30 protein-coding genes, 1 tRNA gene and 2 pseudogenes are annotated in these 25,255 nt (G+C 44.1%); 15 read left to right on the top strand and 18 right to left on the bottom strand.

The window, feature by feature from the left end; all coding sequences use genetic code 11:
* Positions 1-26 precede the first annotated feature (26 nt).
* On the top strand, positions 27-452 hold the full coding sequence (locus tag IPM19_03960; GenBank protein QQS22756.1) for an SET domain-containing protein: 426 nt from the start codon (positions 27-29) through the stop codon (positions 450-452).
* A 117-nt stretch (positions 453-569) separates the two neighbouring features.
* Here the strand turns inward: IPM19_03960 and rsgA are convergent, their stop codons facing one another.
* The gene (gene rsgA, locus IPM19_03955) at positions 570-1,553 is read right to left on the bottom strand and encodes a ribosome small subunit-dependent GTPase A (GenBank protein ID QQS22755.1); all 984 of its coding nucleotides are present in this window, start codon (positions 1,551-1,553) and stop codon (positions 570-572) included.
* A gap of 147 nt (positions 1,554-1,700) precedes the next feature.
* Here rsgA and IPM19_03950 point away from each other — a divergent pair, with 147 nt between their 5' ends.
* Together IPM19_03950 and mscL are read left to right on the top strand one after the other, a co-directional pair.
* On the top strand, positions 1,701-3,998 hold the full coding sequence (locus IPM19_03950) for a hypothetical protein (GenBank protein ID QQS22754.1): 2,298 nt from the start codon (positions 1,701-1,703) through the stop codon (positions 3,996-3,998).
* Positions 3,999-4,129: 131 nt separating this feature from the next.
* Positions 4,130-4,531 (top strand): large conductance mechanosensitive channel protein MscL, encoded by a 402-nt coding sequence (gene mscL, locus IPM19_03945; protein ID QQS22753.1) that lies wholly within the window; start codon positions 4,130-4,132, stop codon positions 4,529-4,531.
* A 123-nt stretch (positions 4,532-4,654) separates the two neighbouring features.
* On the opposite strand, the gene IPM19_03940 is transcribed toward mscL, so the two are convergent.
* A complete protein-coding gene (locus IPM19_03940; protein QQS22752.1) occupies positions 4,655-5,383 on the bottom strand; it encodes a hypothetical protein in 729 nt (242 codons plus the stop codon).
* Positions 5,384-5,494: 111 nt separating this feature from the next.
* On the opposite strand from IPM19_03940, the gene IPM19_03935 reads away from it, so the two are divergent.
* From IPM19_03935 to IPM19_03920, 4 genes are all read left to right on the top strand, one after another.
* Positions 5,495-6,151 (top strand): hypothetical protein, encoded by a 657-nt coding sequence (locus IPM19_03935; protein ID QQS22751.1) that lies wholly within the window; start codon positions 5,495-5,497, stop codon positions 6,149-6,151.
* A 74-nt stretch (positions 6,152-6,225) separates the two neighbouring features.
* The gene (locus IPM19_03930; protein QQS22750.1) at positions 6,226-6,945 is read left to right on the top strand and encodes an NUDIX hydrolase; all 720 of its coding nucleotides are present in this window, start codon (positions 6,226-6,228) and stop codon (positions 6,943-6,945) included.
* Between the two features lie 138 nt (positions 6,946-7,083).
* Complete coding sequence (locus IPM19_03925; GenBank protein QQS22749.1) at positions 7,084-8,001, top strand: NUDIX domain-containing protein; 918 nt, start codon at positions 7,084-7,086, stop codon at positions 7,999-8,001.
* Between the two features lie 5 nt (positions 8,002-8,006).
* Positions 8,007-9,368, top strand: a complete 1,362-nt coding sequence (locus IPM19_03920; GenBank protein ID QQS22748.1) for a nicotinate phosphoribosyltransferase — start codon at positions 8,007-8,009, stop codon at positions 9,366-9,368.
* Positions 9,369-9,449: 81 nt separating this feature from the next.
* Here the strand turns inward: IPM19_03920 and IPM19_03915 are convergent, their stop codons facing one another.
* Both IPM19_03915 and IPM19_03910 read right to left on the bottom strand, forming a co-directional pair.
* A complete protein-coding gene (locus IPM19_03915) occupies positions 9,450-10,097 on the bottom strand; it encodes a hypothetical protein (protein QQS22747.1) in 648 nt (215 codons plus the stop codon).
* Between the two features lie 415 nt (positions 10,098-10,512).
* The gene (locus tag IPM19_03910) at positions 10,513-10,884 is read right to left on the bottom strand and encodes a hypothetical protein (GenBank protein ID QQS22746.1); all 372 of its coding nucleotides are present in this window, start codon (positions 10,882-10,884) and stop codon (positions 10,513-10,515) included.
* Between the two features lie 122 nt (positions 10,885-11,006).
* On the opposite strand from IPM19_03910, the gene IPM19_03905 reads away from it, so the two are divergent.
* Entirely contained in the window at positions 11,007-11,288 is a 282-nt protein-coding gene (locus tag IPM19_03905; protein QQS22745.1) for a hypothetical protein, read from the top strand.
* Between the two features lie 213 nt (positions 11,289-11,501).
* Here IPM19_03905 and IPM19_03900 read toward each other — a convergent pair whose 3' ends face one another.
* The 14 genes and pseudogenes from IPM19_03900 to IPM19_03835 form a co-directional block, all read right to left on the bottom strand.
* The gene (locus tag IPM19_03900) at positions 11,502-11,738 is read right to left on the bottom strand and encodes a DUF1294 domain-containing protein (GenBank protein ID QQS22744.1); all 237 of its coding nucleotides are present in this window, start codon (positions 11,736-11,738) and stop codon (positions 11,502-11,504) included.
* A gap of 43 nt (positions 11,739-11,781) precedes the next feature.
* The gene (locus IPM19_03895) at positions 11,782-12,366 is read right to left on the bottom strand and encodes a hypothetical protein (protein QQS22743.1); all 585 of its coding nucleotides are present in this window, start codon (positions 12,364-12,366) and stop codon (positions 11,782-11,784) included.
* Between the two features lie 38 nt (positions 12,367-12,404).
* Positions 12,405-13,331: pseudogene (locus tag IPM19_03890) on the bottom strand (VOC family protein).
* Positions 13,332-13,361: 30 nt separating this feature from the next.
* Positions 13,362-13,661: a DUF1428 family protein gene (locus IPM19_03885; protein QQS22742.1), complete on the bottom strand. Its 300-nt coding sequence runs from the start codon at positions 13,659-13,661 to the stop codon at positions 13,362-13,364.
* Between the two features lie 137 nt (positions 13,662-13,798).
* Positions 13,799-14,102 (bottom strand): annotated as a pseudogene (locus IPM19_03880) (YdeI/OmpD-associated family protein).
* A 4-nt stretch (positions 14,103-14,106) separates the two neighbouring features.
* Positions 14,107-14,580, bottom strand: a complete 474-nt coding sequence (locus IPM19_03875; protein ID QQS22741.1) for a tryptophan-rich sensory protein — start codon at positions 14,578-14,580, stop codon at positions 14,107-14,109.
* Between the two features lie 76 nt (positions 14,581-14,656).
* Complete coding sequence (locus IPM19_03870; GenBank protein QQS22740.1) at positions 14,657-14,809, bottom strand: hypothetical protein; 153 nt, start codon at positions 14,807-14,809, stop codon at positions 14,657-14,659.
* Entirely contained in the window at positions 14,787-15,134 is a 348-nt protein-coding gene (locus IPM19_03865) for a hypothetical protein (GenBank protein QQS22739.1), read from the bottom strand. Before IPM19_03865 ends, IPM19_03870 begins: the two co-directional genes overlap by 23 nt.
* A 265-nt stretch (positions 15,135-15,399) precedes the next feature.
* Positions 15,400-16,107 carry a pirin family protein gene (locus IPM19_03860; protein ID QQS22738.1) on the bottom strand — a complete coding sequence of 236 codons (708 nt, stop codon included), beginning with the start codon at positions 16,105-16,107 and terminating at the stop codon, positions 15,400-15,402.
* A gap of 81 nt (positions 16,108-16,188) precedes the next feature.
* Positions 16,189-16,608 carry a hypothetical protein gene (locus IPM19_03855; GenBank protein QQS22737.1) on the bottom strand — a complete coding sequence of 140 codons (420 nt, stop codon included), beginning with the start codon at positions 16,606-16,608 and terminating at the stop codon, positions 16,189-16,191.
* Between the two features lie 443 nt (positions 16,609-17,051).
* Positions 17,052-17,555, bottom strand: a complete 504-nt coding sequence (locus tag IPM19_03850) for a hypothetical protein (protein ID QQS22736.1) — start codon at positions 17,553-17,555, stop codon at positions 17,052-17,054.
* A 243-nt stretch (positions 17,556-17,798) separates the two neighbouring features.
* A complete protein-coding gene (locus tag IPM19_03845) occupies positions 17,799-18,542 on the bottom strand; it encodes a hypothetical protein (GenBank protein ID QQS22735.1) in 744 nt (247 codons plus the stop codon).
* Positions 18,543-18,544: 2 nt separating this feature from the next.
* The gene (locus IPM19_03840; GenBank protein QQS22734.1) at positions 18,545-19,327 is read right to left on the bottom strand and encodes a nucleotidyltransferase domain-containing protein; all 783 of its coding nucleotides are present in this window, start codon (positions 19,325-19,327) and stop codon (positions 18,545-18,547) included.
* Between the two features lie 124 nt (positions 19,328-19,451).
* Positions 19,452-19,526 (bottom strand) — tRNA-Asn (locus IPM19_03835).
* A 164-nt stretch (positions 19,527-19,690) separates the two neighbouring features.
* On the opposite strand from IPM19_03835, the gene IPM19_03830 reads away from it, so the two are divergent.
* From IPM19_03830 to IPM19_03800, 7 genes are read left to right on the top strand one after another with little or no spacing between them, the layout of a single operon-like run.
* A complete protein-coding gene (locus IPM19_03830; protein ID QQS22733.1) occupies positions 19,691-20,107 on the top strand; it encodes a prepilin-type N-terminal cleavage/methylation domain-containing protein in 417 nt (138 codons plus the stop codon).
* Positions 20,104-20,382 carry a type II secretion system protein gene (locus IPM19_03825; GenBank protein QQS22732.1) on the top strand — a complete coding sequence of 93 codons (279 nt, stop codon included), beginning with the start codon at positions 20,104-20,106 and terminating at the stop codon, positions 20,380-20,382. The genes IPM19_03830 and IPM19_03825 overlap by 4 nt, the downstream gene beginning before the upstream one ends.
* Positions 20,376-20,678, top strand: coding sequence for a hypothetical protein (locus IPM19_03820; protein QQS22731.1), 303 nt, complete (start codon positions 20,376-20,378; stop codon positions 20,676-20,678). Before IPM19_03825 ends, IPM19_03820 begins: the two co-directional genes overlap by 7 nt.
* Position 20,679: 1 nt before the next feature.
* On the top strand, positions 20,680-22,488 hold the full coding sequence (locus IPM19_03815) for a hypothetical protein (GenBank protein ID QQS22730.1): 1,809 nt from the start codon (positions 20,680-20,682) through the stop codon (positions 22,486-22,488).
* 32 nt (positions 22,489-22,520) lie between these two features.
* Positions 22,521-22,829: a hypothetical protein gene (locus IPM19_03810; GenBank protein ID QQS22729.1), complete on the top strand. Its 309-nt coding sequence runs from the start codon at positions 22,521-22,523 to the stop codon at positions 22,827-22,829.
* Between the two features lie 8 nt (positions 22,830-22,837).
* Positions 22,838-24,142 (top strand): DUF4147 domain-containing protein, encoded by a 1,305-nt coding sequence (locus IPM19_03805; GenBank protein QQS22728.1) that lies wholly within the window; start codon positions 22,838-22,840, stop codon positions 24,140-24,142.
* Positions 24,143-24,151: 9 nt separating this feature from the next.
* Positions 24,152-25,156, top strand: a complete 1,005-nt coding sequence (locus IPM19_03800; GenBank protein ID QQS22727.1) for a hypothetical protein — start codon at positions 24,152-24,154, stop codon at positions 25,154-25,156.
* Positions 25,157-25,255 lie beyond the last annotated feature (99 nt).

Here is a 25,255-nt window from a genome sequence, read left to right as displayed (position 1 = left end):
ACCCAAAGGCAGTCTTTTTTTGAGAAATGAAAAAGGAACAAAAAGATCTAAGGGAGCAGCTGCAGGTTAAGCGCTCTATTGCAGGCCTAGGCCTATTTACAAAACAGCCAATAAAAAAAGGCAGCTTTATTATCGAGTATGTGGGACCGCTGCTTAATGATGAACAGGTTCAAAAAAAGGGCGGGAAATACCTGTTTGCTTTGGGCAAGAAATGGACTATCGATGGCACCAATCGAAAAAATATAGCTCGTTACATTAACCATTCTTGTCTGCCAAACTGCGAACCTATTCAGTATGCACAACGCATTAAGATTAAGGCAAAGCGGAATATCAAAGCAGGTGAAGAACTATTTTATGATTACGGCAAGGAATATTTCGATGAATTTATCGGTAAGCATTGCCGCTGTCCAAAGCACTCTAAAGCTAAAAAAAGTTCAAGAAATAACAAATAAAAAAGTAGTACATATTGTTACGCTCCAGAATTACCACGCCGACCATGTCATATGCCTGTGACTGGCGGCTGTGTAATGAGTTACGCTACAGCAATATGGACTACTTTTTTATTTTATCTATCTACTTGATTTGTGATAGCTTGGTCTCGGGGTAGGGCTATTGGTCAGAGCAATAAATTGTTGAAGTTGTTTTTCGGTGATAGTTTTTTCCACGAGGGCTTTTTGCAGAGCGCACCCGCTGCTCTTGATATGGTCACAATTACGAAATTTGCAATTACGACTTAGCACTTCTAGTTCGCTAAATATACTGCCACTTGATTTGCTGGTTTCTAAGGTTCTCATGCCTGGGGTGTCGATCACAACTCCGCCATTCGGCAGAACAAACATTTCTCTGCGGGTGGTAGTGTGCCGGCCGCGTCCTTCGTTGCCTACATTTTTAGTTGCCTGTCTACTGTCAGCTAAGAGTGCGTTTACAATACTTGATTTGCCCGCACCGGAATTTCCGACCAACACAGCAGTTTGCCCAGCAGAAATATTTCTTTCTAATTCTTGCAGGCCGATTTTTGTTTTTGCACTGGTAGAGATAATTTTTAGAGTCGGATGAAGTTTTTTTATTCCCCCTGCAAGAGAGTTTGCTCCTCGCGCTTTATCTGTTTTGTTAATCACTATGACGGGAGTGATGCCGCCGTTTTGTGCGATTGTCAGATAGCGGTTCAATTGCATTGCGTTGTAAATTTGATCAACGCTCAGCACTAAAAACATCAGGTCAATATTGGCTGCGATAATCTGCTCGGCTTCATCTTTGATTTTGAATCTGGATAATACAGAATAGCGGGGGAGGGTGCGTAAAATTTTTGCTTTGCGTTCTCCAGGAATTATTTCGTATACCACCCAGTCGCCGACCTTCGGCAAATCTGCTGGTAAAGTTTTCTGTCTCATTGTAGTGAGTATAATGCCTTTTATGGGTCCGGATGCTGTGACCATATCCCAATCGGTCTTGTGTTCGCTAAAAATGCGACCCAAGTTTTCTTGGGTGGCTAACTCTTGGAGTTTCGGATATTGTGTGGTGTAATGCTTTAACCCGACATTTGATAAATCCATATGTACATTGTGGCAAAGGAATATGAAAATTTCCAGAGGATAAACTTGAAATTTTTTCTAATCTATGGTATGATATAAGTAACAAGTACAAACAAACGCAGAGTTTGTTTAAGAAACAAAAATAAAAACACAATTAAATAAAGAAAAATGAACCATCTTAATAATGGATCAAACCCTCCTCAGGGAAACCAGCCCCAGCATCACGACCGAAAAGTTCGGTTGCTTTTGGCTCTGTTGGTTGTCTTGGGAGGTACGTTGGCATTTATGGCTACGCCAATGTCCGAACGTTTATTAGGTGTAAACCTAAGCAGTCTGTTTTCCAGTGCCGACGTAGAACGACCGGCTCCGATCCCGCAACCTATGTGTGAGATCGACGGGGTAACAACCCATTGTGATCCTCCACCCTCTTGCGATCCTGCAATAGACAAGCAATGCACTCCTGTGTTTAATTGTATCCGATATCCGTGTATTGATCCTAACATTTCGATTGTTAACCCAGAGCCCAATGCAAAGTGGGTGCAGGGTCAGACTTATAGCATTTCGTGGAATAGTCCTCCACGCTTAGATAGCGCACGAAGGTCTGTCTACTCATTAGTCTTGGAGCCAAGCAGTCCGGCGGCCTGTACCAATGCTATTCCTCCTTCTTGTACTCCTCAAGTGGTGATCGTGAAAGAAGAGGAAAATTCCGGCTCCACCAAATGGACTGTGCCAACTAATTTGCCTAAAGAGTTTTTCGATGGCGCGAGCAACTTGATTCTTACCATTGATGGCATATATCGTGCGCAGACATCTGTGCAGATCGTAAAAACTAATTCCGATCCAGGAGATGATTATCCACCAGGAACTTACATCCGCTTATTGAGCAATCCGAATTATGTATTCAAAATGGGCGACGGTGTAAAGCATCCGTTACCTTACCCAGCCGAAGAGGTGATGGCATGTTTGGGATTAAACCCCGCATTGATTCGCAACGGCATTCCAGCTCATGAACGCATCCCTGAAGCAGAACCAATTTACTGTAATCCTCAGTTCCCTGCACAAATACGGGATAATCAAATTGTAAGCGGCGTACCTAATACTCCTTTCAATTCGATTTATCTGGTGAAGGATGGCCAGCTGCGCCTCATTCCTAACGATCAAGTTCTTTCTTGTTTAGGGTACGACCGCGCGCGCGTTAGAATTGCGACACGACAAGAAGCTTCCTTGCGCATCGGCGCGAATGCGACATGTATCATAATTGCTGGTGGAGACTTAACTTTGACAGGCGATGGTACTTTGCCATCCGGCACAGTTAATGTTCCCTACAACGCAAAGGTTTCTGCGACTGGCGGCATACAGCCATATAATTTCAGTATTGTGGGAGTTACCCCACCGGCTAAAGTTAGCATCGATAACAGCGGCCAGATCAGCGCAACTTTTGTTGCAGCTGGCACCTACAAGATCAAAGTAGGAGTTACTGACAGCGGCCAGCGTCTCGATGCTCCTCATGGAGCTGGTGTTGGGGAACCATTCCCAGAAGCTAAAATCAAGACCTCTTACGCAGAGAAAACTTATTCGGTAACTATCAATCAGACTACCCAGCCTCCTATTGCCGCCAATTGTGTAGACGGCCCGGTTAATACTTTAACTGCCCTCTACCGCTACTATAGCGCTCGCGACACCGACCATTATTACAGCACCAGCGCTACTGCCCCAAGCGGCTATGCTTCCGAAGGCATTACAACATATATTTACCCAAACCAGGCTGCTGGCACCGTGCCTCTTTACCAATCTTATAATGCAGAACGACGAGATCACTACTATACGACTGATTTGGCCGGCGCGCAGACTTACGGTTATAAGCTAGACGGAACAATCGGCTATGTTTATCCGACTCAGGTAACCGGATCTAGCCCTTTGTATCGCATGTACAACGATTCATCCAAGCATTATTTGGCGACTTCCTCTACCGTAGAGCGTGATGCCATCTTAGGCTTAGGTTTCGTACAGCAGGGATTCGTAGGATACACTTGCGGTACTCCTCGCCCGGGCAGCGAAATCATCCCAGTCTACCGATTATGGAATTCTAAAACCACCGATCACTTCTATACTACCCGTATGGATGAACGCGACGATGCATTAAAGCGCGGATATGTATCCGAAGGAATTGCGGGCAATATGCTTAGCGTTCCGGGCAGCGACCGTATCGCAGTATACCGACTATGGAGCGCCAAATTCGGCGATCACTTCTATACTACCAGCGATGCCGAAGCCAAGGCTTCTGGATATGCTCGCGAGGGCATCATCGGATACATCTACAATAGCCCTAGCAGTAATCGCGCACAGCTCTACCGCTTAAATAATTCTAAGCTGGGCGATCACTTCTATACCACGCAGGCTGCCGAACGAGATGCGGCTGTCAAAGGCGGTTACAAGTTCGAAGGAACTATGGGCTACTTGCCATAACAACTAAATATAAAAACAAAAATTAAATAGCATTATTAAAAACCCCTGTTGCCAACAGGGTGTTTTTTTCTCTGTTTTTATGGTGCAGAGTATGATAGTATTTTTAAGAGCAAACAATTAATCCAAAAATTATGTTACAAGGCTTTAAGGCTTTCTTAATGCGGGGCAATGTCGTAGACCTAGCGGTTGGTGTGGTTATTGGTGCCTCCTTCGGAAGCGTAGTTAATTCATTAGTAGCAGATGTAATTACACCACTTATCTCTGCTTTAGCCAAGGTGCCCGATTTTTCGAAGCTGGCATTTGTCATTAATGGCAGCGCAATCGGTTATGGCAAGCTACTGAATGCTCTGATTGCATTCGTACTGGTGGCGGCGGCAATTTACTTTTTTGTGGTGGTACCCATGGGGAAGATTTTAGCCAAGGTTTCTAAGCCTGGGAGTCCGACCAGTAAAGCGTGCGAGGAATGCTTGGGGGAGATTCCTTATCAGGCCTCACGCTGCAAGCATTGTACCCAGCCGGTGGCAAAGGCTTAAAGCTCACTGTCCTAAGCAAAAAACTGCCATTAAAGGCAGTTTTTATATATAGACGAAAATTTTTTGAAAAAATTAATAAAAACCGTTGCTCAAAATGGCAGCGGTTTTATAATTTTTACAGATCTAATCGCTTAGCTGTTCCAGTAGTCGAACCATCTGGTAGATTTTGTCCGGATCGAACTCATCGGGTCCGTAGGTGCGCACTTTGGTCTTGAGTAAAGATGAAGCTGTGATAAGGCAATCAACATGCTCGCAAAAATCTATTGCGTTCTCAAGACTGTTGCCGCTTGCATTGGCAATGGGGAAATTACCGACTGCTTTGCGCATGGCTTTTAGCTTGTCCACCATTGGAGCACTGCCAGTACCCGATCCACTGGTTGTGATTACATCCATATAAGCCATGGCATTCTCTGCAGCGGTCGCCGGGTCGTCGTTTACCTGATGCGTGTACTTGAAGGCTGTTCCGCCAAAGTAAATCCCTGGCCAATTGCTTGTTTCTTTAAGGAAATCGTCGGCTTGGCATTTCCCGCGGGTTCGCTTCCATTCCTCGTCTGGCACGCCGGCGTTGTCTGTCCAGATACCATTGACATGGCGGGTGGCGTAATCGAAAATGTTTTTCAGGCTTACACCAAGTAGGTTAATACCTATCCAGTAATCTGGAAATTCAGTGCGAACTGCCCGATAGTTTTCCATTAACTCTTTGGGTCCGAAATTATGGTTAATAAGGAATACCCCATGGGCTCCGTTTTCCTTAGCGAGTCTGGTATTGCGGATCGAATGCTCGACATCTTCGCAGTGAACCACGGCCAGCAGGGTTTTCTTACTGCCAAAAGCTACTCTGTATTTATTCATGATTCCTCCTCACAATAGTTTATTATCGTAGCACTTTTTTAGGATTGGGCAAAGGCCCGATTCGCCCCAAAATTTATTGACACCTTGCTGTGTTGTGTCATGATTATATATATGAAGAAGTTTTTCGGTTTTAACAATGCTGAACTCAGACTATTACAAAAACTTAATACGCCTCAGAAGATTCAGGATTATCTTAATAGGCTGCCGATCAATTTTGAAGAGCAAGGCGATACATCCCGCTCGCCGCGGGAAGTACTCAGACTAAAGACAGCCCATTGCATGGAAGGGGCTTTACTGGCGGCCGTGGCGCTCTGGTATCATGGGCAAAAGCCATTATTGCTCGATTTAGTGACAACGAAAAATGATGACGATCATGTAGTCGCTTTATTCCGTCAAAATAGATTGTGGGGAGCTATCAGCAAGACCAATCACGCCGTGCTGCGTTATCGTGAGCCGGTTTATAAAACTGTACGCGAATTGGCCATGTCGTATTTTCATGAGTACTTTAAAGACAGCGGCCATAAGACTCTGCGCAAATTTTCCAGACCCTTTGACCTATCTAAGATAAAAGATAAGAGCTGGATGACAAGCACTGAAAACTTATGGGAGATCAATAATGCTCTCGAAGATTCCTTTCACTATAATATACTTAGGCCCAACCAGGCGAGGGGATTGCGCAAAGCTGACCCAATAGAAATAGAAGCAGGCAAAATTATCGAGTGGCAAGCAAAAGGTAAAAGTGTAAAACTCCAGTTTCCTAAGAAATAACCCTATAAATAAGCCAATTAAAATATATAGTGTAAACTTGACACTAACTAATAACTAGTATATACTGGGTATGTATGAAGAACACAGCTAAGAACAAATTGTTTAAACCGGCGCTGGATCCTAAGGATCTTAAATTTGCTATTATTGCCGCCGACGCAGCACTTTGGACAGTTGCCGACGGCCAGCTTTTGATTCGCTTGGTCTCGGTTAATGTCCCTCCTTATTTCAATAATAAAGCTGGTTTGCCGGGCGGGCTGATTCTTCCTACGGAAGTTAATGCGGAGCAATCCGTGAAGAGACTGCTTCGCGATAAAGCGGGTGTGATAGATTCCAAAGTCTATTTAGAGCAATTGTATACTTTTTCGGATATCAACCGCGATCCGCGCGGCCGTGTAGTGGCCTTGGCTTATACGGGGATTGTTCCATGGGATCGGCTTAGTACGCGCGAACGGGAAAATTCTGCCGACTCATGGTGGCAAAATGTAAAAAAATTACCAAGCATGGCTTACGACCACAAAGAGATAATTGCTACTGCCTTAGACAGGCTGAAGACGAAAGCGGCTTACACGACTATAGTAGCGCAGTTCATGCCTAAGGAATTCACTTTAACCGAACTAGAGCAGGCTTACGAATTGATACTGGATAAAGATATTGATAAGCGTAATTTCCGAAAGAAGATACTCAGCTTAGGGATACTCAAAGATACCGGCAAAGAGCGTAGGGGAGGCAAGTTTCGACCGGCAAAGTTATATGCATTCCGTTCACTCAATGTAGAAGTGATCGAGGTTCTTTAATATTTTTTATCTTTAGTTAGTGTAAATAATACACTAATAACAAATCATTGTTAAGACAAGATCCTTGTGGCCGTACACCACAGAGACCTTAGCTCAACAGCTAAGACAGAACCTTTTCATATTTAGGGAGGAAATTATATGCGTAGAGATGTTGCTGTTGTCGTTGGGCGTTTTCAGGTTCCGTACCTTCATCCAGGCCATAAATTCATATTGAATTATGCTTTGGCTCATCATGACCGAGTTTTGGTTGTGATAGGGTGTTCTCCGTTGCCTTTATCGAGGCGTAACCCGTTGGACTTCGAAACCAGATCGATGATGATCAGCCGCTATTTCCCAGATGTTGTAATTGCCAGAATCGAGGACAATCGCAGCGATGAAATCTGGTCCGCTCGACTGGACGAAATTATCGAAGGATACTTTCCATCTACGAATGCTGTGCTTTATGGCTCGAGAGACTGTTTCTTTGAGCATTATAAGGGCAAGCATCGTACCGAATTGGTTGAGGCTCAGAGTGATCGTAATGGTCAGGAATACAATGCCACGGAAATGCGGGAAGCGGTCGGAGCTCTGGGCAGTCCCGACTTCCGGGTTGGCATGATCTATGCTTCTAAATTGCCTTTCCCTACCTCTTACCAGGTGGTGGATACGGCTATCATTAGAGACAGCGATCAGTCAGTGCTGCTCGGTCATAAGATCGGCGACGGCGAGAAATTTCGGTTCGTGGGCGGATTTGTAGATCCTACGGATCCCAGCCTCGAGCGGGCTGCTAAGCGGGAAACCCTCGAAGAAGTGGGTTCCATCGAAACTGATTGTTATAAATATCTCGGTTCTGCGAGAATCGCCGACTGGCGGTATCGCGGCGGATTGGATGGAGTAATGTCTGCTTTCTTTGTTGCTAAGTATATTTATGGCCGGCCGCAGGCCAGCGATGATTTGAATGCCTTGGCTTGGGTCCCGTTGAGTGAACTGGAAGGCAAAGTTATTGACGAGCACTTGCCCCTGGTAGAGATGCTCAAGGAATATTTAGGCCAAACTTTGGCTAAAAGTGCGAGGTGAATATCATGTTAAACAGAAAACACGAAAACATAATTCTAATGAGCGACAGCTATAAGGTTAGTCACTGGAGGCAGTATCCTCCGAATACATCGACTGTGTTCTCTTTTTTGGAAAGCCGCGGCGGAATATTTCCGCAAGCTGTTTTCTTCGGCCTGCAGTATTTGATCAAGCGCCACTTAGAGGGTGTAGTTGTGACTCAGGAAGATATTGTTGAAGCGCGGGAAATTTTTGCTCAGCACTTTGGCGATGCTACCCTGTTCAACGAAGAGGGTTGGCAGCACATTGTCGACAAGCACAATGGCCGCTTACCGATAAGGATCAAAGCTGTTCCCGAAGGATCAGTTATGCCTGTTTCTAATGTGCTTATGACAGTCGAGAACACCGATCCCAAGGTGCCTTGGCTGACTAACTATCTAGAAACGATCCTGTGCCAGATCTGGTATCCAATCACTGTCGCTACCCAGAGCCGTGCTATGCGCGAATTGATCATGCGGGCGCTTCGCGAAACTGGCGACCCTGCCTTGATCGACTTCAAGCTTCATGACTTTGGCTATCGCGGCAGCACTTCGGACGAATCGGCTGCGATTGGCGGTGCGGCTCACTTAATTAATTTTAAGGGAACCGATACCATGGCCGCAGTCACTCTGGCAGCTAAGTATTATCACGAAGCTATGGCCGGATTTTCGATTCCAGCTGCGGAACACAGCACGATTACCTCGTGGGGGTGCAATCGAGAAGAGGGAGCTTATGCGAATATGCTGGCTTCTTTTCCGACAGGTTTGGTTGCTGTGGTTAGCGACAGCTATGATGTGTTTTATGCTTGCCGTGAGTTGTGGGGTAATAAGCTGAAAGAAATGGTTCTCGACCGAGACGGCGTTCTAGTCGTCCGGCCCGACAGCGGTTATCCTCCGGAAGTCGTGGTTAAAGTTCTCGACATTTTGGGAGAGCGCTTCGGCTTCACTTACAACGACAAAGGCTACAAGCTGCTTAATCCGAAAGTTCGGGTTATCCAGGGCGATGGCATTACCCATCCCATGCTTGGAACCATTCTGGAAGCCATGAAGGCTAGCAAGTGGTCTGCAGATAACGTAGCATTTGGATCGGGCGGCGGCTTGCTGCAGAAGGTTGATCGCGATACCATGAAGTTTGCTTTCAAAGCCTCGGCAGTTCGCAACGGCGGTATCTGGAGCGACGTTTACAAGGATCCAGTGACGGATCCTGGTAAAAGGTCGAAAGCCGGCCGGCTGAAGCTGGTCCTAGACAACGGCACGTATAAGACTGTTCGGCAGCTTGCGCAGTACTGGTACTTACATCGGCGCTCGCCAGCTCAAGGAATTTCCAAAGCGAGCTACTTTTATCAGAGTTAATCGCCAGTTAACTACTTATCTGGAAAACTACGACCAAGGTGAATAAGCAGGCAAATAAAAAAAACGAGCTTACTGCTCGTTTTAAATTTGTGCTCCAGCGAAACGGTGTCCGCCTTTTGCCATCATTACTGCCATTTCTACAGTCTCCTCGAGGGTAGTATAGATGGGGACCTGTTCTCTTTCGCTATTAGGTTCTATGCCATGACAGTACTGCAAGTTTTTGTTGATAATGCTTAGTCCTGGAAAGTTCGGTTCAGCTCCGAACACTACCTTGACTTCGTGTTCCGGAACCCATGGTCTTTCTGCTTCGCGTTTTTGGCTCAGGCGATATCGCCACTCACCGATTTCACCATAAGTGTCCCGGGCATAGGGCCCTTTTTCTGGTGGTCGGGGATCAGTCTTGCTTTCTTCCGGCAGCCAAAAGATTAGGCAGCCTTTTGATGCCGCCTGAAGCATGTAATAACGCTCCCACTTAGTTTGGTTAGGGAAGATTTCTTCGCTTTTAAGATTGTCGGTGGTTTGTAGTGCGTAGGGGTACAGTTCGTGATCGACTCCATATCTGCACGGGTTGATAATTACACAGCCGGGATCTTTTTCACCCAGCATTTTGCAGGCCTTGGCTTGCCAGTCATCTCCTCCCATTATCGGCCCGGCCAGGAAGTATACGCGCGGGTTAATTCTCTTAAGAGAAGAGAGATTCACATAATCGACGGGTAAGATTAAGTTCATATGTCCTCCATTTGATTTTGAATGTTATCATTTTCAAATGTTTCTGTAAAGCCCAGCTAAATTAGAACACCTCGCCATCTGGGCGAGGTGTTTGTCTTATGGACCAAAGTGTCGGCCTAGGTAGAACTGCCATAGCAGGATAGCCAGGACGCCTTGTCCGAAAGATAGTCCTAAGGAGCCGATGGTAAACAGCCAGGCTGCGATCCAGAGGCCTCCGGAAAAGAAGTGTTGTTCAACTTTCACTTTCATATTATTTTAATAAATTATTTATAGTAGGAGCGGATTTGGAACAAAATATACATACTGATAGCTAAACCGATAACTGCGCCGAGGATGCTCATCATTAATAACGAACTCACGGCGGACAGCAGGGAGGCATAATAAGCTAATTGCCAGCCAGACATTTTGCGCTCTATTAAAGCAGGGATGGCCACTGCTTTCCCATAATCAGTACAACTACGCTTAGCAGCAAGCTGATTACGCCTAGACCGGTAAGGCCAAGATTGCCTGTTGCGGCAGCGAATGGGACGCTCACTGCAGTCAGGCCAAGGGCGATTAGCGTTGCAGGGATGAGGATTAGGGCGCCGAGGATCACGAAAATCAGCATAATCCAGGGACCATACTTTACGATCCATTCGCGGGCATTTGGCGGGAATTGAAAAGGAGCCTTTTCGCGCAAGTAAGTGTCGAAGAAACCTTCCAAGCCGGTTAAGGTGCTCTTTGGTTCGTGATGTTTGGTTTGGTCATGGTGCCCGTGGTTTTGACCATGGTTTTGTTGAGAGTCCATAATAAAAATGTTTAATTGCTAATTTAATAGTACTGGATTTTGATAGATGGGTCAAAATCAGGAAGTTGACATACGGCCTCTTTTTAGGTATCATAACCAGCTAGCTTAACTTAGGAGGAAGTATGAAATTAGAAGGGATTGACTTGGCGATTAGCCAGGGAGCAATATTGAAAGCTTGGTCATCTTCAGCGCGTGATGTGGTTATGCGCATCGATACCCACGATGGAAAAGAAATTTTCGCAGAGTGGTCCACCTTAGCGAGCACCATGTTGGAGAAAACCAATAGAGCTTGTTCCAAATTTTTCAAAGATGTGGAAAAACTTTTCCGAGCTTCTGAAGTTTGGGGACAACCTAGGGTTCTTATCGTCATGGATATGCCGGGGGAACTCTATGAAAGCTTTTAAAACCAACAAAGGCATCGTGGTGGATTTAATCGGTTACAACTCCGAATTAAAGGATATTCGGAAACGGGCTATGGGTTCTACTTTCACAGAAGCTTTAAACATGGCCATTACGGTTGACCTTAAGGAGACTCTACTTTCTAAAGCAAAACCACTTAAAATAAAAACCGCCTTTTGGGCCGGTTTTTTATTTTGTCCAAAGCAGGTAAAAAGTAATCACTTGCTGCAGCAGCAGAATAGTGATGCCAAAAATAAATTTGAGTTTTTGAGTCTTATGTCTAAAAGCGAGCATGCCCAGCAACACCCCTGCAGAGCCAAAAAAATATGGCCCACAAAAAATAAGTTTACTTCGCTAACGCGTTCGCCGTTATTGATGCTGCGCTTTTTATCTGAGCCGATTACCGCAAAGGCGAGCAGATTTATCAACACAACTGCGATATAAAAGAAGGTCATTTTTAAATTATTTCTTGATCAGAGTAGAATTTTGTTTGGCAGTTTAGTTATGGAGAGACAAACTGTAATTGCCCAGCAGTTTTTTTAGCAAAGTTTTGCTGATGATAATTCCGCAAATCAGCAGCACTGCATAAATGAAGATAAAATACCCAAGGGGAATATTTAATCCTCGCGGTAAAATGCTCAATACTAGGATGCTATACCAGGATAAGATAGAAATAGTGCCAGGCACGGCGAGCCTCCATAAGCTCACGCCAATACTCTTGTGATTTAGCTCCTGGCCAACCATGTTTTTTAGCGCTGGAAAGACTTTGACTTTAAAGTATATACCGTTAATCAATACAATTCCGACTAATGTCAGTTTTGCCTGCCATCGGGCAGCAGCGAGCATCGGCAGAGAATGGTTCTCTATGTATATAAGAGCAAACATTGCCGCCCCAGAGATTACCAGTAAAATGAATCCCAGCCATACTACTTTAGAGATCATCATCAGAAAGCGGTGCTGCTCTGCTGATAATTTTCGCTCGCGAATTGCGTTAAGAAAGGTGATGTCGCTGATGGTTGCCCCTCCAGCTCCAAGTGCGAAGCCAATTAAATGCCCTGCTAAGGCTACTATATGCCAATCCATAAATTTATGTTAATTACTAGATTAAGTATAACATTAAGCTACTTTCTTTCGTAAGCTTGGCGGAGCGTTGCCAGATCTAAGCGCTTCATTGGCAAAAAAGCCTGGGTAACTCGGTCAATTTGTTCTGGTGTTCCTTTTTCCATCATCTCACTCATTTCTATTGGGTTGATTTGCCACGAGAATCCGTACTTATCTTTAAGCCAGCCGCATTGTTCGGACTCTGGTATCGCGGTGAGCTTGTTCCAGTAATAGTCCATTTCTTCCTGGTCTTTACAATTAATGATAAAGGAAATTGCTTCCGGTGAAGTTGAAGTCATGCATTCGCGCGCTATCCATGGCTGCAAACCACTGTTTTTCTAATTTAAAATCGGTAAACATAATGTTACCCTCTGTGTCTGGTTTCATGCCTGCCGGATAGGTGGCGATAGTGCCCCGTTCCGTGTCTTTGAATACAGAAAGATAAAAATCTGTAGCTCTGCGGGCTTTGCCATAATTTTCCCCTATAAACATCATAGAAGGAATAATATTTGGCCGTTCATCACCAGACGGATCCGTTAGCATTAGTTGCCAGGAAACACCGAACTTATCTTCTACCCAGCCGTAATGTTTGCTAAAAGGGTATTCTTGCAGCGGCATCATGATCTTTCCGTCATCAGCAAGCCTTTTCCATACTTGATCCAGTTTTTCTTTGGCATTCTCTATGCGGGAAGGGTCGAAATTCACCATGAACGATACCGATGGATTAACTTTGAATGCTGGCCCTGCACTCATGCACATAATGGTGTATCCCATCACTGAAAGTGACAATGTCACAGTCGCCAGAGGGCGTGTTATGTAAGGTGGTGGTATTTTTACCCGAGAGTCCGAAACAAAGCAGTATAAAATTCTGCTGCCTCCTTGGCTTGAGTATCAAACCATAGGTGGGGAATAATTTTTGCATACAAGTTTTGGTTAATGATAGCAATGCTGCTTTCGCCGTGTTTTGTGAGCGTTGTTTACATTCCCACTTCAACTTTGGAAGCCTGGCATAGGAGAAGCTGCTTCCATGTCGAACGGCATATCCATTTTGTCACCGTACTTTTTATCGAAGAAAGCCATGACTTTTTATTTACTTCGTTGCGATGTGCTTTGGACTTGAAGGTAATAAAAGAGAACCACACGTCTTCGGTCGGCTTGGTTTTTGCCATCTTAGCAAAGGTAAAGGTTACATATTTCGGAGCAGCATCATCAATTTTGCATTCTTTGTAGTCCAACGCGCCGAACTTCTTCCATACCGCGCATGCTTCCAGTAGCAATTTTCTTTATATTTGGCACTGCCTTTTTTGGGATGGAGATAACGAACCCATCCACATATGATCCTTGTTTCATTTTATTTCGAGTTAATGTTATAGATAAATAATAACAAAAACCACTAAACTGGTTAGTGGTTTAATTATATTTTCTTAGATAGTGCCAGAATAGATTTTACCGATGGGCTCACCGGTTTGTCTTTGCGGTGCGGACAGCCGATCCAGCAGCAGGGGCGGCGCTTACCTTCGTTTAAATGAATGACGGTGCGCTTAACATGGTCTATTCTGGTTTCTTGTTTTTTAACAAAAGTAACCCAGCAGATCCATTCGTTGCGGGCCAGGGGAGTGAGGTCGTTCCAGGCAGCTAAGGCCTTGGAGCTTAAGTTAAGGCCTTTTTAAATCAGGCGGAACAGTGTGGGCTGTGCCGCTGGAAATGCGAGCTTTCATCAAACTAGTTTAATCTCCAAATTGAATAATTGAGGTAGGTTGCGAAAGACACCCATAATAGATAAGGGATCAGCAATAACCCTGCCGTCTTGGAAACCCGGTAGAAAAGAACGATGTTTATTAAGATCAGTATCCACAGCACGGCAATTACTCCCAGGGCCAGGAACGGGCTTTGGAAGTTGAAAAATGCGATAGACCAAAAAGTGTTTACTATTAGTTGAACAATGAAAATCGCAGTCGCGGCTTTGATGTTTGTTCCCTGTCGGCCTTTTGTCCAAACGATATAAAACGCAATACCCATCAATAGGAAGAGGGTAGTCCATACCGGGCCGAAAACCCAATTAGGCGGGTTAAGCGCCGGCTTCTGAATTGATGCGTACCAGGTCGGGATCTTAGATGAGGTAAAGATGGAACCGATGCCGCCAGCGAGCTGGGGGATAATTATAGAAACAATGAATCGAACGTATTTGTTTTTCATACAGTAATGATAACAAAAAACCGCTAAACTGGTTAGCGGTTTTAGATCAGGCTAATAAATTGCGGGACAAAACTTTTTAATTTTGCGAATCGGCGGATGGTCCGTAGATAGGAGGAACCTTTGCGCCCATTGCGCGGAGGTAGGTAGCAAGCTGTCCGCGGTGATGGATCGCATCGAAAAAGAATCCCCATACCATCTTAAATTTCTTATCCTTCCATTCTTCGCCCATAGCCGCATCTCCAGATTCCCACTCTGCGTCGGAAATAGCTCCAACGTCCTTTTGCAGCTGCGCGATGCTTCCCGTCAAATTTAGCCAGCATATCCGCCTTAGATTGGTCGTCCATATCGTGAGGGTTAAAGTCAGGCGTACCGTTGTTTATAATTCCGGACATGGCTTTCCATTGGACAGCCAGCTGGGCAGTTAAGTTTACTGCCGTACGGGCGCGGTCATGAACCTTGTATCCGTGCTGGTCGTCCGGCAAAGCATCAATAGCTACCCGAAACTTTTGCACCTCTTCTTTTAATGTCTCCAAGAAAAATTCTTTGTTTGTCATATTGGTAGATTAATTATTTTTTATATCACATGCAATCCTTCGTCTGGTTCTCATCATAATCACCATTGAGACTATGAAGATAACTAGCCCGAAGATTTGGATTTGGGACTTGCTACTATTCACTCCATAAATAAGCATAGCAATTCCTGCTGCACCGCTTAAAATGGAAGGCATCAGTTTTTGGAAACCAGATGTAATGCGCATATGCTTGTTTACTATAATATAGTATCGACAGTTATATTATATATTCTAAACGCCGTAATTGCTAAATAGGCAGCCTCATTGGCACATCAATAGCAACGAATTCAGTATTCCCATTTGTTTTTATTAGGACCAGGTCTTCATCCATTATTCTAGCCTGGTCTTCCTTTGCAAACTGGGTACCATTGATCTCCAAAGATCCTTCTTTGATATAAACAAACAGTCCGCGATCAGGTTCGAGCCGGTGTGTTATAGCATGCCCTGCATCGAGCTTAGAAAGGTATATGGTGGAGTTGGTGCGAATTGGAATTGCGCCTGGCAGGTTTTGCCCGGAGGCAACCGGTACGAGGGCATTTGATTCTATGTTGCTAAAATCCTTCTGTGCATATTGAGGCGGCAAATTTTGCTCATCCGGCATTATCCAAATTTGATATAAGTGTATTGGAGCTTTCTCCTGATTCACTTCGGCGTGCGTTACCCCTGTTCCCGCTGACATATACTGAACTTCGCCTTTGCTAATTATGCCTGTGTTGCCAAGGCTGTCTTGGTGAGTAAGCCGGCCCTCATGGATAATGGTAACAATCTCCATGTTGTCGTGTTGATGCGCGCCGAAACCGTTTTCGCCGTCTATGTAATCGTCATTAAAAACCCGGAGTGCGCCAAAATTCATATTGCCTCGGTCAAAGTACATGGCAAAGGAGAACAGGTGGTAGGTTGTAAGCCAGTCGTGCTCAGCCCTGTAGCGAGCATTAGACGGAATTTTTCTAATCATAACCTAAGCATAACAAAAAACCGCTAAACGAGTTAGTGGTTTTCTGATGGCTCCGAGTTGTGAGCGATGTTAGAACGTACTTTATTGATCCAGTCTCTGTAGTAGGCTAGAGATTTGAAATATAATTATTATCAAAAGGACTATAATTATTCCCAAAGCCCCTAATTTACCAATTTGAGCAGCGATATAAATGAATGCACCTATACTAATTATTATTCCGATTAATATGGCAAAAGTTAAAGAAACTATTTTTACGAATTTAAACCCGCCTTTAACAGCCTCCGTAGAAAGGTTCTTAATATTAGTTGTTGCGGGTAAGCTTTTGTCTCGATAATTGAAGTAAATTACTGAGACGAAGAATAAGCCTAGAAAAATCCACACAGAAAACATCCCTGCATTATATCCAAAATACCCATTTATGAAACCTACGAATGCAGCAAAAAGTCCTAAGGCGGCCAAGGCGCTAAATAAAGCCAAGAAAAATTGTTTTATAGCCTTCATATTTAAAAGTTAATGGTTTATATCTTACTGTTCGTTTTTTGGCATCAATATAAATTGACCTTGTGCCGATAGCTTCTTGTTCATTACGGAAAGTATGGTCATAACCAAAACGGTTATTGGGATAATTATCATTTCCCAGTCATTTATTCTACCTAGTACAGCCAATACTAGAAAGATTATAAATGCTGACCAATTTTTTAGTCCGAAGACTTTAGCACGTGAAATAGTCGCGACAAAAATGGAGAAATACAATACAAATTGAATTATTATCAACGGCCATACTATCCATAACGATGCAGTGGTACGTATGTGATTTAGTAGGAGCGTAATGACCAAATAAAAAACCGAGATAGTTATAATTTTGCCAACAAAAATCCTATTTTCGTTTTTTAACATTTCATTCCTGACAAAATCTTGAGCTTTAGTTTCCATATTATTTTTTGTTAATTTGAATTTAAGTTACCTTTGAAACCTAAGGACTTAAAAATAGCCTGCCAAGTAATAATTAGCCAAGTAAATACAGGAACCTCTTTGCTTATTGCTATTACTGGAATACCGTCCTTTTCTCCACCATCACCGAAAGAAACTGGTTCGTGAGGTACAGAATGAACGCCCACTGAATGTACGAAACCTGATCGGTATTCATCCCACATATCTTGTACCACATCTTCGAAAGTCGTTAATTTTCTTGTATCATCAATCGGTTTATAGTCTTCAGCAATTTTTGTTTGCCTCTCAACATCTAAATACTTAACAAAAAAAGCTTTAATTTCTCTGCCTTTATCACCCAAGAAGTCTTCGATGGCTATACCTTTACCCACCTTTACAGCTACTTCTAAAAGACCGAACATAATTACTATGGCAAAGTGTGACCAGGCTGTTTCCGCGTAAAACCTATCTAAAGACATTTCCGTATGACTTTCTAATATGCTTTTAAGCGGCTCCATATGTATCTCAAAATAGGAAAGCATTCTCATTAAGCCTTTCCGTTGGTCGTCATTAAGGCTAGCTATAAAATCAATAAAATCAGTATCAGAAACACATCCAATGTAAACATACTTGGTAGGTCTCTGTCCCCAGGAGTTTATTCTTCCAAAGCAACCATTTGTATCGGAAAAAATCCTTTTGATTTCTTCAGCTATTTTTCTGGAGTTGGTTCAGTGCCTTTTAGTTCAACTACGGGCATATCTTTATAGGTTATCTAAATACGTACCAATTTCTATGGCTGGCACCGTACCCATTTTTTGCAGTTCTTTAACTAATGTTAAGAAGAATAATATCAAACTATTCCTATCGTTATTTTTTACTTGGTAATCTCTAGCCTTGTTTAGCTTTCCCCAAGGTTTATAATCTAAAACATTAAAGAATGTGCCGCTGAGAGCGCATCCCATATTTATCAGCTGCGTCTCATTCATCTTTTTTAGCTTGTTTAAGGCCGCGTTACTACAATTGCCATCTATTGCTAATAACCCAGCAATAATCCTAGGTGCCTTTTTAGGTTCAAACTCTCTTCCATCAGCCTGTACGATTTTAGCACTGCTACGCTGCAATCTCCTTACAGATGCAGCTTTTTTTGCGGCGTACTCAATTGTTGCAGTGCTAATAGTGGGCTTTACTTCTATGACTGCATAGACACATTCTGCTGGGATATAAATAGCCCCGTTTTGATGCAGGATAAATGGCGAATAATGACGGTCAAAAATAACAATATCTATTTGTTCGCTTATGTTGCCTTTGTTGTCTATGACAAAGGCTTTATCAACGCAATATCTTCGCGGTAAATAATGCCTAAGCATATCTAACCACTCCAATTCAGACGCATCGCCTTTTGTTACGGGATGGTTTAGAACTTTTTTGTTCAATGTTAACCGCGCCTCCATTTGATCTTGGAGCCCTGCAAATATTTCTTTTATACTTATTTTCTTCTTTGCCATATTTACCAGATAATATCTTTCATATATTGTTTCTGGCGTGTGTTTTTCGCCAAGTTCGCTATAGTCTGTTTTTCTCCTGCCGTAAGTTCATCTGAAATAATATTATTTGTGTTCGAAGGATCAACAACGCGAGCATAAGTAAATTTGTTTGCAATATAATCCAGCACTGTAAGTAAGTTTTGCCCTGGTTTGTTAAATCCGTGTCCTTTTAGTGCTTCAATCACTGTAAGTTCAAGATAGAATGAAGGAAAATCTAGTCCATTAAGTGTTCTCCATATTTTTAAAGCCCTGATCTCATCTAGTCGCTTTGAATTTTTTACCAAGTCAATATGCTTATAAATATTGGTTTGCGTCCAAGTGTCAGCCTTTCTACGATATAAAGAATGGTCTCTGGTCAGACCTCCTCTATGAACGGCTGGAACAAGGTCAACTTTAAAATTATTAACAGTCACACCTATCGATACATTTTGCTCCCTTACAGAGTAACCGTTGGCTTTCATTCTGTTATAGAGCATCTTATAAATATCTTTAAGACTTTGAGTGGTGTCCGATTTTAAAGAAATAAACAGGTCAGCATCTGTAGACAGGGCTGTTGCCGTTCCCTTGGCAAAAGAGCCTGATAACTCGATCGCCTTTAATTGGCCTCCAGCCCACGTACTTACTATGGCCTTGATAGGGTTAATTATATAAGCGACAGTGGGACTTAGAAAAACAGTAAGACCGTTTGTCTTGTATTTGTCTAAAACACTATTAATGTAGGTATCCCTTTGGTCTAAATACAGCATTTATAAGCGCTAATTAATTAAATAATAGCTCCGTTAAAGCAAATTGTCGACAAAAGTTTTTAGACCTGCGAAAGGTACTATAAATAAATCAAAAAGCACCTCTTTTGAAGAGATGCATTTTGATTGGCTCGGGAGCTGGGATTCGAACCCAGGACCGATCGGTTAACAGCCGATAGCTCTACCGCTGAGCTACTCCCGAATATTTAATTTTCCTTACCAGGCGGGCTTAGAGCCATTAAATATGGCCCACAACTTCGCCAAGTACTTAGCTATATTAGCAAAAGTCGTCTAAATAATCAATAGAAACGCTATTCGGTCATGATTTTTCGGCTAAAAACTGCTAATATAATAGAGAGAAACTAATTGTACGAAACAAAAGTGCGTCTTCAAAATTCCACAAAAACACAATCAGGATTTTCTATTATCGAAGTCGTGGTGACCCTGTTCATCATCGGGCTTACTTTAGTACTGCTTCAGATGAGCGCCAATTCTGTAGTATTGAACAAACAAGCGCGCTACAAAGAGATCGCGACTCGCATTGCCGACCAAAAAATGCAGTCAATCCGTACTACCGACTTTGATTCTATTCCCAGTACCGGAACATTCAATGATTCGCTAATGTCATCTATCCCAAGCGGCGCAGGCAACATTACTGTCGTAGACGTAAACGACACCTTAAAGGATGTTACAGTGAGAGTTACATGGAGCAATTCCCGCAGTAACGGCAATAATTCGGTAGAGTTGCAAACCTACATTACCGAGGGAGGGCTGGGGCAATGAATCATAAAGGTACGAGCCAGCAACAAGGTTTTACTATAATGGAAGTGGTGATAGTGATAGCGCTGTTCGCTATTATTCTGGTAGCTCTGTTAAGCTTGTTTGACTGGCATCAGAAGATATTCATACTAGAGCAAGCAGATGTGCGCGCTACAAGTTCTGTACGCAGCACGATGAATAATATGAGTAAGTATGTGGCCCAGGCCAGTAATATAGAAAACTTCCACGCACGATTGCCGGCACATCTTATAGCACTGACAACGATTGTGTTGTGGTAAAGATTCCAGGCCTGGATGGCAGCGGAAACTTGCTAAGCGGAATTTTTGATTATATGGCTTTTTGTTTAACCAGTGGTTCTGTTAATCAGGTCACGGAGGCCGGTAGCGGCAGCGTTCGCATTCCGGGATCAAAACGTCTTGCGGAGAACGTTCAAACTTTTGCCCTAACTTATAATAATGGCGATGTAACTGCAGCCACCGCAGTGACTATAGATCTGCAGACCAGAGTAACTACCCGTAATACTAGTGCAGCTACTGCTCGCGCTACAGATACTATATTCTTAAGAAACCGTTAATATGGAAAAAACACAACAACAAGGATATGTAATGCTTGTCGGCCTGGTCATTATGGCCGTGCTTATGACCATGTCGGGAGTAGTTTGGGGTTATACTACTGTGCAGATTAAATCCAGCAAGCAGGCAGTATCCAATACCCAGCTGCTGCATATGGCAGAGGCTGGTTTGGATAAGGCGGTGTATGAGCTGAATCAAAATACTTCTTTCGTGGGGGAAAGCAACGTGGCTATAGGCGAAGGGACTTACACGACTACTGTGACAAATATTGATGCGACTAATAAGCAAGTTACCTCCACTGCATATATTCCAAATAGCACTAATCCGACTTCACAGATCACAGTAAAAGTTCGCGTTGGGATCGACTCTACAGTTATCTCCTTTAATTATGGTGTTCAGGCTGGCTCTGGTGGTTTTGTGATGACCGGCGGCGCGACAATCAACGGTAATGTTTATTCGAACGGTACTATTAATGCCACAACCGGCGTTCGCATTACGGGCAGCGCATCGGCCGCCAACCCCCCGGCAACTTTTGCTGATCAGTCTAATAACAGTCCGACGCCGATTTCCAGCTGTTCGAGCTCTACTTGCATAACATATGGAAATGCAACCGCGACGGAAGATTTTGCGCAGAGCTTTAGGGTTTCTGACTCGGAAAGAATGAATTATATTTCTCTATATATACGAAAAAATGGTTCGCCTTCAAATTCAACTCTTCGCATTGTCACAGACAACTCAGGAAGTCCGAGCAGTACTACTTTGATGTCCGCTACTTTATCCGCTGCCAGTGTTACCACTAACTTTGGATGGGTAAATGTAACTATGCCGCCCACCCCAATTTTAGAGCCTTCTCAGACATATTGGATAGTTCTCGATGGTTCTTCCAATGCCTCTAATTACTACATCATTGGCGCCAATACTAGCTATGCTAATGGTACTGCTAAAATTGGCCGACAATCTGCGGGTACCTGGGCTAACACATCCCCCTCCGGATTAGACGGCTACTTCCAAATTTATCTAGGTGGCGGCACCTCCATGATCGGCGGTAATACTTATAATACTGGAGTGTATGTTGGAACGACTGGTACCGACTTGGCTTGGGCTAATAATGTGATGGGGGCTACTGTTTCTGGTCCTCTGTACTGTCAAACTTCCAGCTATACTAATAAAGCCTGTAATACTAGCAGGCCGGACCCAACCCCTCAGCCAATGCCGTTGTCCGATGGCAACATAGAGAACTGGAAGGAAGACGCGGAATCCGGCGGCGTTCATAATGGAGACTATAACGTAGGGTGGCAAGGCGCCACGATCGGGCCAAAAAAGATTAACGGCAACTTGACGGTCGGCGGCGGCGGTACATTAACTGTAACAGGTACTCTGTGGGTAACAGGAAATATTACAACCGGCGGCGGCGGTACGGTCCGCTTAGATTCATCGTATGGCAGTAATAGTGGCGCAATTGTTTCTGACGGGTGGATCAACGTCGCTGGAGGGTCTAACTTTGCCGGGTCAGGTACGGCAGGAAGCTACCCCTTTCTTATTACAACTAGTGCGTGCCCTGTAGCTCCTGGTTGCGGGAGTAATGATGCCATCTATCTGTCTGGAGGTGCGGGTGCTGTAGCGATCGTGGCGCAAAACGGTAATGTGCGCATTAATGGGGGAAGTTCGCTTAAGGCAGTCACTGGCAAGCAGATTACTATGGATGGCGGTGCGAGCCTTACTTACGATAGCGGCTTGATTAGCGAAAGCTTTAACAGCGGTCCTGGGGGGAGCTGGGCTAAAGTTGCCGGTACTTATATTATCGTGGAATAATAAATAATTTTAATCTTAAATAATTTAAATATATGAAAATCGCCCAAATACAAACTATCACCCCTGGCGATCCAGGCAGTACAGACCAGTCTTCGGACCAGTCTCAGTCGGTATTGCAACCGGCGGCTTCGGATGACCGCCCGGAAAGCGCTCGCGGCAATCGAGTTATTTTAGATGAGCAAATCCAGAGTGTTCCTCAATTCGAAGAGTCAAAGAGCATACCAACTACCACATGGTATTGGTTGGGGGCCGCTGTGCTTTTAGTAATAGCTTTCGTTGCAGCTTCATCTTTGTACCATAAGAGCCAGACAGATAAATTCAAAAATACTCCTAAAAAATAAGGTATTGTATGGTCTTCGATAATTTTACCCAATTGGCTACTTCTACCGAGCGCAAGCAGGTTTTGCGCATTTTAGAAGCAGGATTGAACGCAATCCATCCTGTAAATTTGATGAAGGCTAATTTTGCATACCACCCCAAGGAAGATGCCCTGTATATCAACAGGCGGCCAATCAGCTTAAAGCCTTTCAACAGAGTTGTCGTTGTCGGGGCGGGCAAACTAGCAGGTCCGGTTGCGGAGCAAATAGAGCAGCAGATGTTGAGCCGGATCAACGGCGGAGTAATAATCGATATAGTAGAGGCTAATCTTAGCAAAATTGTCAGCCGGATCGGCACTCATCCGCTCCCTAGTAGCGCCAATGTTTCTGCTACCGAAGAAATTATTACTATGCTCAATAATGTGACGGAGCGGGATTTAGTGATTGCTATAATAGGCGGCGGCGGGAGCAGTTTGCTGTGCAGCCCGGAAAGCGTGACTTTAGACGAAGAACGCAAGATTTTTACAGCACTCACCGAAGCTGGAGCCAGCATTAAGGAGACGAACATCGTACGCAAGCACATGAGTCGGGTAAAGGGTGGGGGCCTAGCTGAGATAGCTTATCCTGCTACGGTCATCAGTCTTATATTCAGCGATGTTCCTGGAGACGATAAATCCCTTGTTGCTAGCGGTCCTACGGTGTATGACCAAACGACAGTCTCTGATGCAATGGATATCCTTAACAAGTATCAGATACTCGATAGGTGTAAAATGGATTCTTGCGGTTTGGTAGAAACTCCTAAGGATAAGAAATATTTTGAGAAGGTTAACAATATTCTTTTTTGTAGCAATAAAGTAGCGTTGCAAGCGATGGCAGACAAGGCTGCAGATTTGGGCCTGAGGCCGAAGATATGGAGCACGGAATTTACTGGCGAAGCGAGCGAGCTGGCTTCTCAGATAGTCAATTCTGTAAAGCGGGGGGAATGCCTTATCGCCGGCGGCGAAAGCGTGGTAACTCTGCAAAAGCATAGCTCCGGCAAACCTTCTGTGACCGGCAGCGGCGGCCGAAATCAAGAAATGGCGCTGGCTGCTCTTCTGGCCATGAAAGAGGATACGGTGTTTGCATCTTTAGCTTCCGACGGCCGTGATAACAGCGATGTGGCCGGCGGCTTGGTTGATAGGAATAATCTGGAAATGGCTAAGCGGCTTCGCATAGATTTGCAGGATCATTTGAACCGCCATGACGAGTACACGGTGCTTTCGGATATCAACGCATCAATCCTCACCGGTATTACCGGTTCTAACGTCTCTGATTTAGTAGTTTGCCTAAAATATTAATTCACTCCTATGCATAAGATTGTGTTTTACGATGTTTCCAAAGATGAACGCGCGCTGATTTCTAAATACGTAAAAAAATTGGAGGTAGAGATTCATAGCAGTAGTCTGAGCCGTAACAATTTTCCCAGCGCTCATACCGAAGTGCTGTCGGTTCATGTGGATTCTAAGGTAACAGCCGATACTATAAAGCGCCTGCCTAACTTAAAGCTAATTATCACCCGCACGGCGGGGTTTGATCATATTGATCTAAAAGCAGCTACTAGCGCAGGTGTTATGGTGGCGAATTGCGCCGGTCAAAATGCTATCTCCGTTGCCGAGTATGTGTTTGGCCTGATTATGAATAACTTCCGCAATTTCCCCGCCGCTTTCAAAAAGGGCAGAGATTTGAAATTTGGGTTCGAAACTTATAATGGCCGAGAGCTGTATGGCAAAACTATAGGCATTATTGGCACAGGCAGCATTGGGGCTCATGTTGCTGCTATAGCTAGCGGTTTTGGGATGAAGGTGTTGGGTTATGACGAAAGAAAGAATCAGGACTTAGTCAAACGTGGCGTGTTGCGCTATGTAAGCCTAGATAAGCTGGTTAGCTCAAGTGATATCATTAGCCTTCATGTACCAGCTTTAAAATCTACTATTAAGATGGTAAATGGCAAATTCTTGGCCAAGGCCAAGGCTGGCCTGCTGCTGGTCAATACTTCCCGGGGAGCAGTAGTGGACACGTCGGCAGTTGTAAAGGCTTTGGAATCCGGGCGTTTAGGGGGCTTTGTAAGCGACGTATTAGAGCTCGAGGCCAAACCTTCGGTGCTTCATGCTCTTTCGGGATCTAACTCTGGTTCTATGGCCGACTCTAGGCAAATTTGGGCTCTTCAGAAAAAGCTAGTAAAAATGCCAAATGTACTTTTAACTCCCCATACCGCTCACGCGACTAAGGAGGCTACGGAGAGGATTTTGGCTAGAACTTTCGAGATAATTGGGCAGTTTAGAAAGGGTCAAAAAATTTCCTGTGTGAACTAAAAACGGTTCCCGGGGTCGGCCCCAAGATTTGTTAACTAAAGTAAGGTTTAGATAAATTCCCGAATGGGAATTTTCTTTTTAATGTGGATAACTACCCGC

The sequence above is a fragment of the bacterium genome, from assembly GCA_016699995.1.
Taxonomy (GTDB): Bacteria; Patescibacteriota; Doudnabacteria; order UBA920; family UBA920; genus UBA920.
The sequence above is the reverse complement of the archived record's forward strand: the minus strand, read 5'-3'. Positions and strand labels throughout refer to the sequence as shown.

Excerpts from the sequence above, each read along its gene's own strand:
- IPM19_03960 (QQS22756.1), top strand. The coding sequence starts at position 27 with ATGAAAAAGGAACAAAAAGATCTAAGGGAGCAGCTGCAGGTTAAGCGC.
- rsgA (QQS22755.1), bottom strand. The coding sequence starts at position 1,553 with ATGGATTTATCAAATGTCGGGTTAAAGCATTACACCACACAATATCCG.
- IPM19_03950 (QQS22754.1), top strand. The coding sequence starts at position 1,701 with ATGAACCATCTTAATAATGGATCAAACCCTCCTCAGGGAAACCAGCCC.
- mscL (QQS22753.1), top strand. The coding sequence starts at position 4,130 with ATGTTACAAGGCTTTAAGGCTTTCTTAATGCGGGGCAATGTCGTAGAC.
- IPM19_03940 (QQS22752.1), bottom strand. The coding sequence starts at position 5,383 with ATGAATAAATACAGAGTAGCTTTTGGCAGTAAGAAAACCCTGCTGGCC.
- IPM19_03935 (QQS22751.1), top strand. The coding sequence starts at position 5,495 with ATGAAGAAGTTTTTCGGTTTTAACAATGCTGAACTCAGACTATTACAA.
- IPM19_03930 (QQS22750.1), top strand. The coding sequence starts at position 6,226 with ATGAAGAACACAGCTAAGAACAAATTGTTTAAACCGGCGCTGGATCCT.
- IPM19_03925 (QQS22749.1), top strand. The coding sequence starts at position 7,084 with ATGCGTAGAGATGTTGCTGTTGTCGTTGGGCGTTTTCAGGTTCCGTAC.
- IPM19_03920 (QQS22748.1), top strand. The coding sequence starts at position 8,007 with ATGTTAAACAGAAAACACGAAAACATAATTCTAATGAGCGACAGCTAT.
- IPM19_03915 (QQS22747.1), bottom strand. The coding sequence starts at position 10,097 with ATGAACTTAATCTTACCCGTCGATTATGTGAATCTCTCTTCTCTTAAG.
- IPM19_03910 (QQS22746.1), bottom strand. The coding sequence starts at position 10,884 with ATGGACTCTCAACAAAACCATGGTCAAAACCACGGGCACCATGACCAA.
- IPM19_03905 (QQS22745.1), top strand. The coding sequence starts at position 11,007 with ATGAAATTAGAAGGGATTGACTTGGCGATTAGCCAGGGAGCAATATTG.
- IPM19_03900 (QQS22744.1), bottom strand. The coding sequence starts at position 11,738 with ATGACCTTCTTTTATATCGCAGTTGTGTTGATAAATCTGCTCGCCTTT.
- IPM19_03895 (QQS22743.1), bottom strand. The coding sequence starts at position 12,366 with ATGGATTGGCATATAGTAGCCTTAGCAGGGCATTTAATTGGCTTCGCA.
- IPM19_03875 (QQS22741.1), bottom strand. The coding sequence starts at position 14,580 with ATGAAAAACAAATACGTTCGATTCATTGTTTCTATAATTATCCCCCAG.
- IPM19_03870 (QQS22740.1), bottom strand. The coding sequence starts at position 14,809 with ATGGGCGAAGAATGGAAGGATAAGAAATTTAAGATGGTATGGGGATTC.
- IPM19_03865 (QQS22739.1), bottom strand. The coding sequence starts at position 15,134 with ATGACAAACAAAGAATTTTTCTTGGAGACATTAAAAGAAGAGGTGCAA.
- IPM19_03860 (QQS22738.1), bottom strand. The coding sequence starts at position 16,107 with ATGATTAGAAAAATTCCGTCTAATGCTCGCTACAGGGCTGAGCACGAC.
- IPM19_03855 (QQS22737.1), bottom strand. The coding sequence starts at position 16,608 with ATGAAGGCTATAAAACAATTTTTCTTGGCTTTATTTAGCGCCTTGGCC.
- IPM19_03850 (QQS22736.1), bottom strand. The coding sequence starts at position 17,555 with ATGGAGCCGCTTAAAAGCATATTAGAAAGTCATACGGAAATGTCTTTA.
- IPM19_03845 (QQS22735.1), bottom strand. The coding sequence starts at position 18,542 with ATGGCAAAGAAGAAAATAAGTATAAAAGAAATATTTGCAGGGCTCCAA.
- IPM19_03840 (QQS22734.1), bottom strand. The coding sequence starts at position 19,327 with ATGCTGTATTTAGACCAAAGGGATACCTACATTAATAGTGTTTTAGAC.
- IPM19_03825 (QQS22732.1), top strand. The coding sequence starts at position 20,104 with ATGAATCATAAAGGTACGAGCCAGCAACAAGGTTTTACTATAATGGAA.
- IPM19_03815 (QQS22730.1), top strand. The coding sequence starts at position 20,680 with ATGGAAAAAACACAACAACAAGGATATGTAATGCTTGTCGGCCTGGTC.
- IPM19_03810 (QQS22729.1), top strand. The coding sequence starts at position 22,521 with ATGAAAATCGCCCAAATACAAACTATCACCCCTGGCGATCCAGGCAGT.
- IPM19_03805 (QQS22728.1), top strand. The coding sequence starts at position 22,838 with ATGGTCTTCGATAATTTTACCCAATTGGCTACTTCTACCGAGCGCAAG.
- IPM19_03800 (QQS22727.1), top strand. The coding sequence starts at position 24,152 with ATGCATAAGATTGTGTTTTACGATGTTTCCAAAGATGAACGCGCGCTG.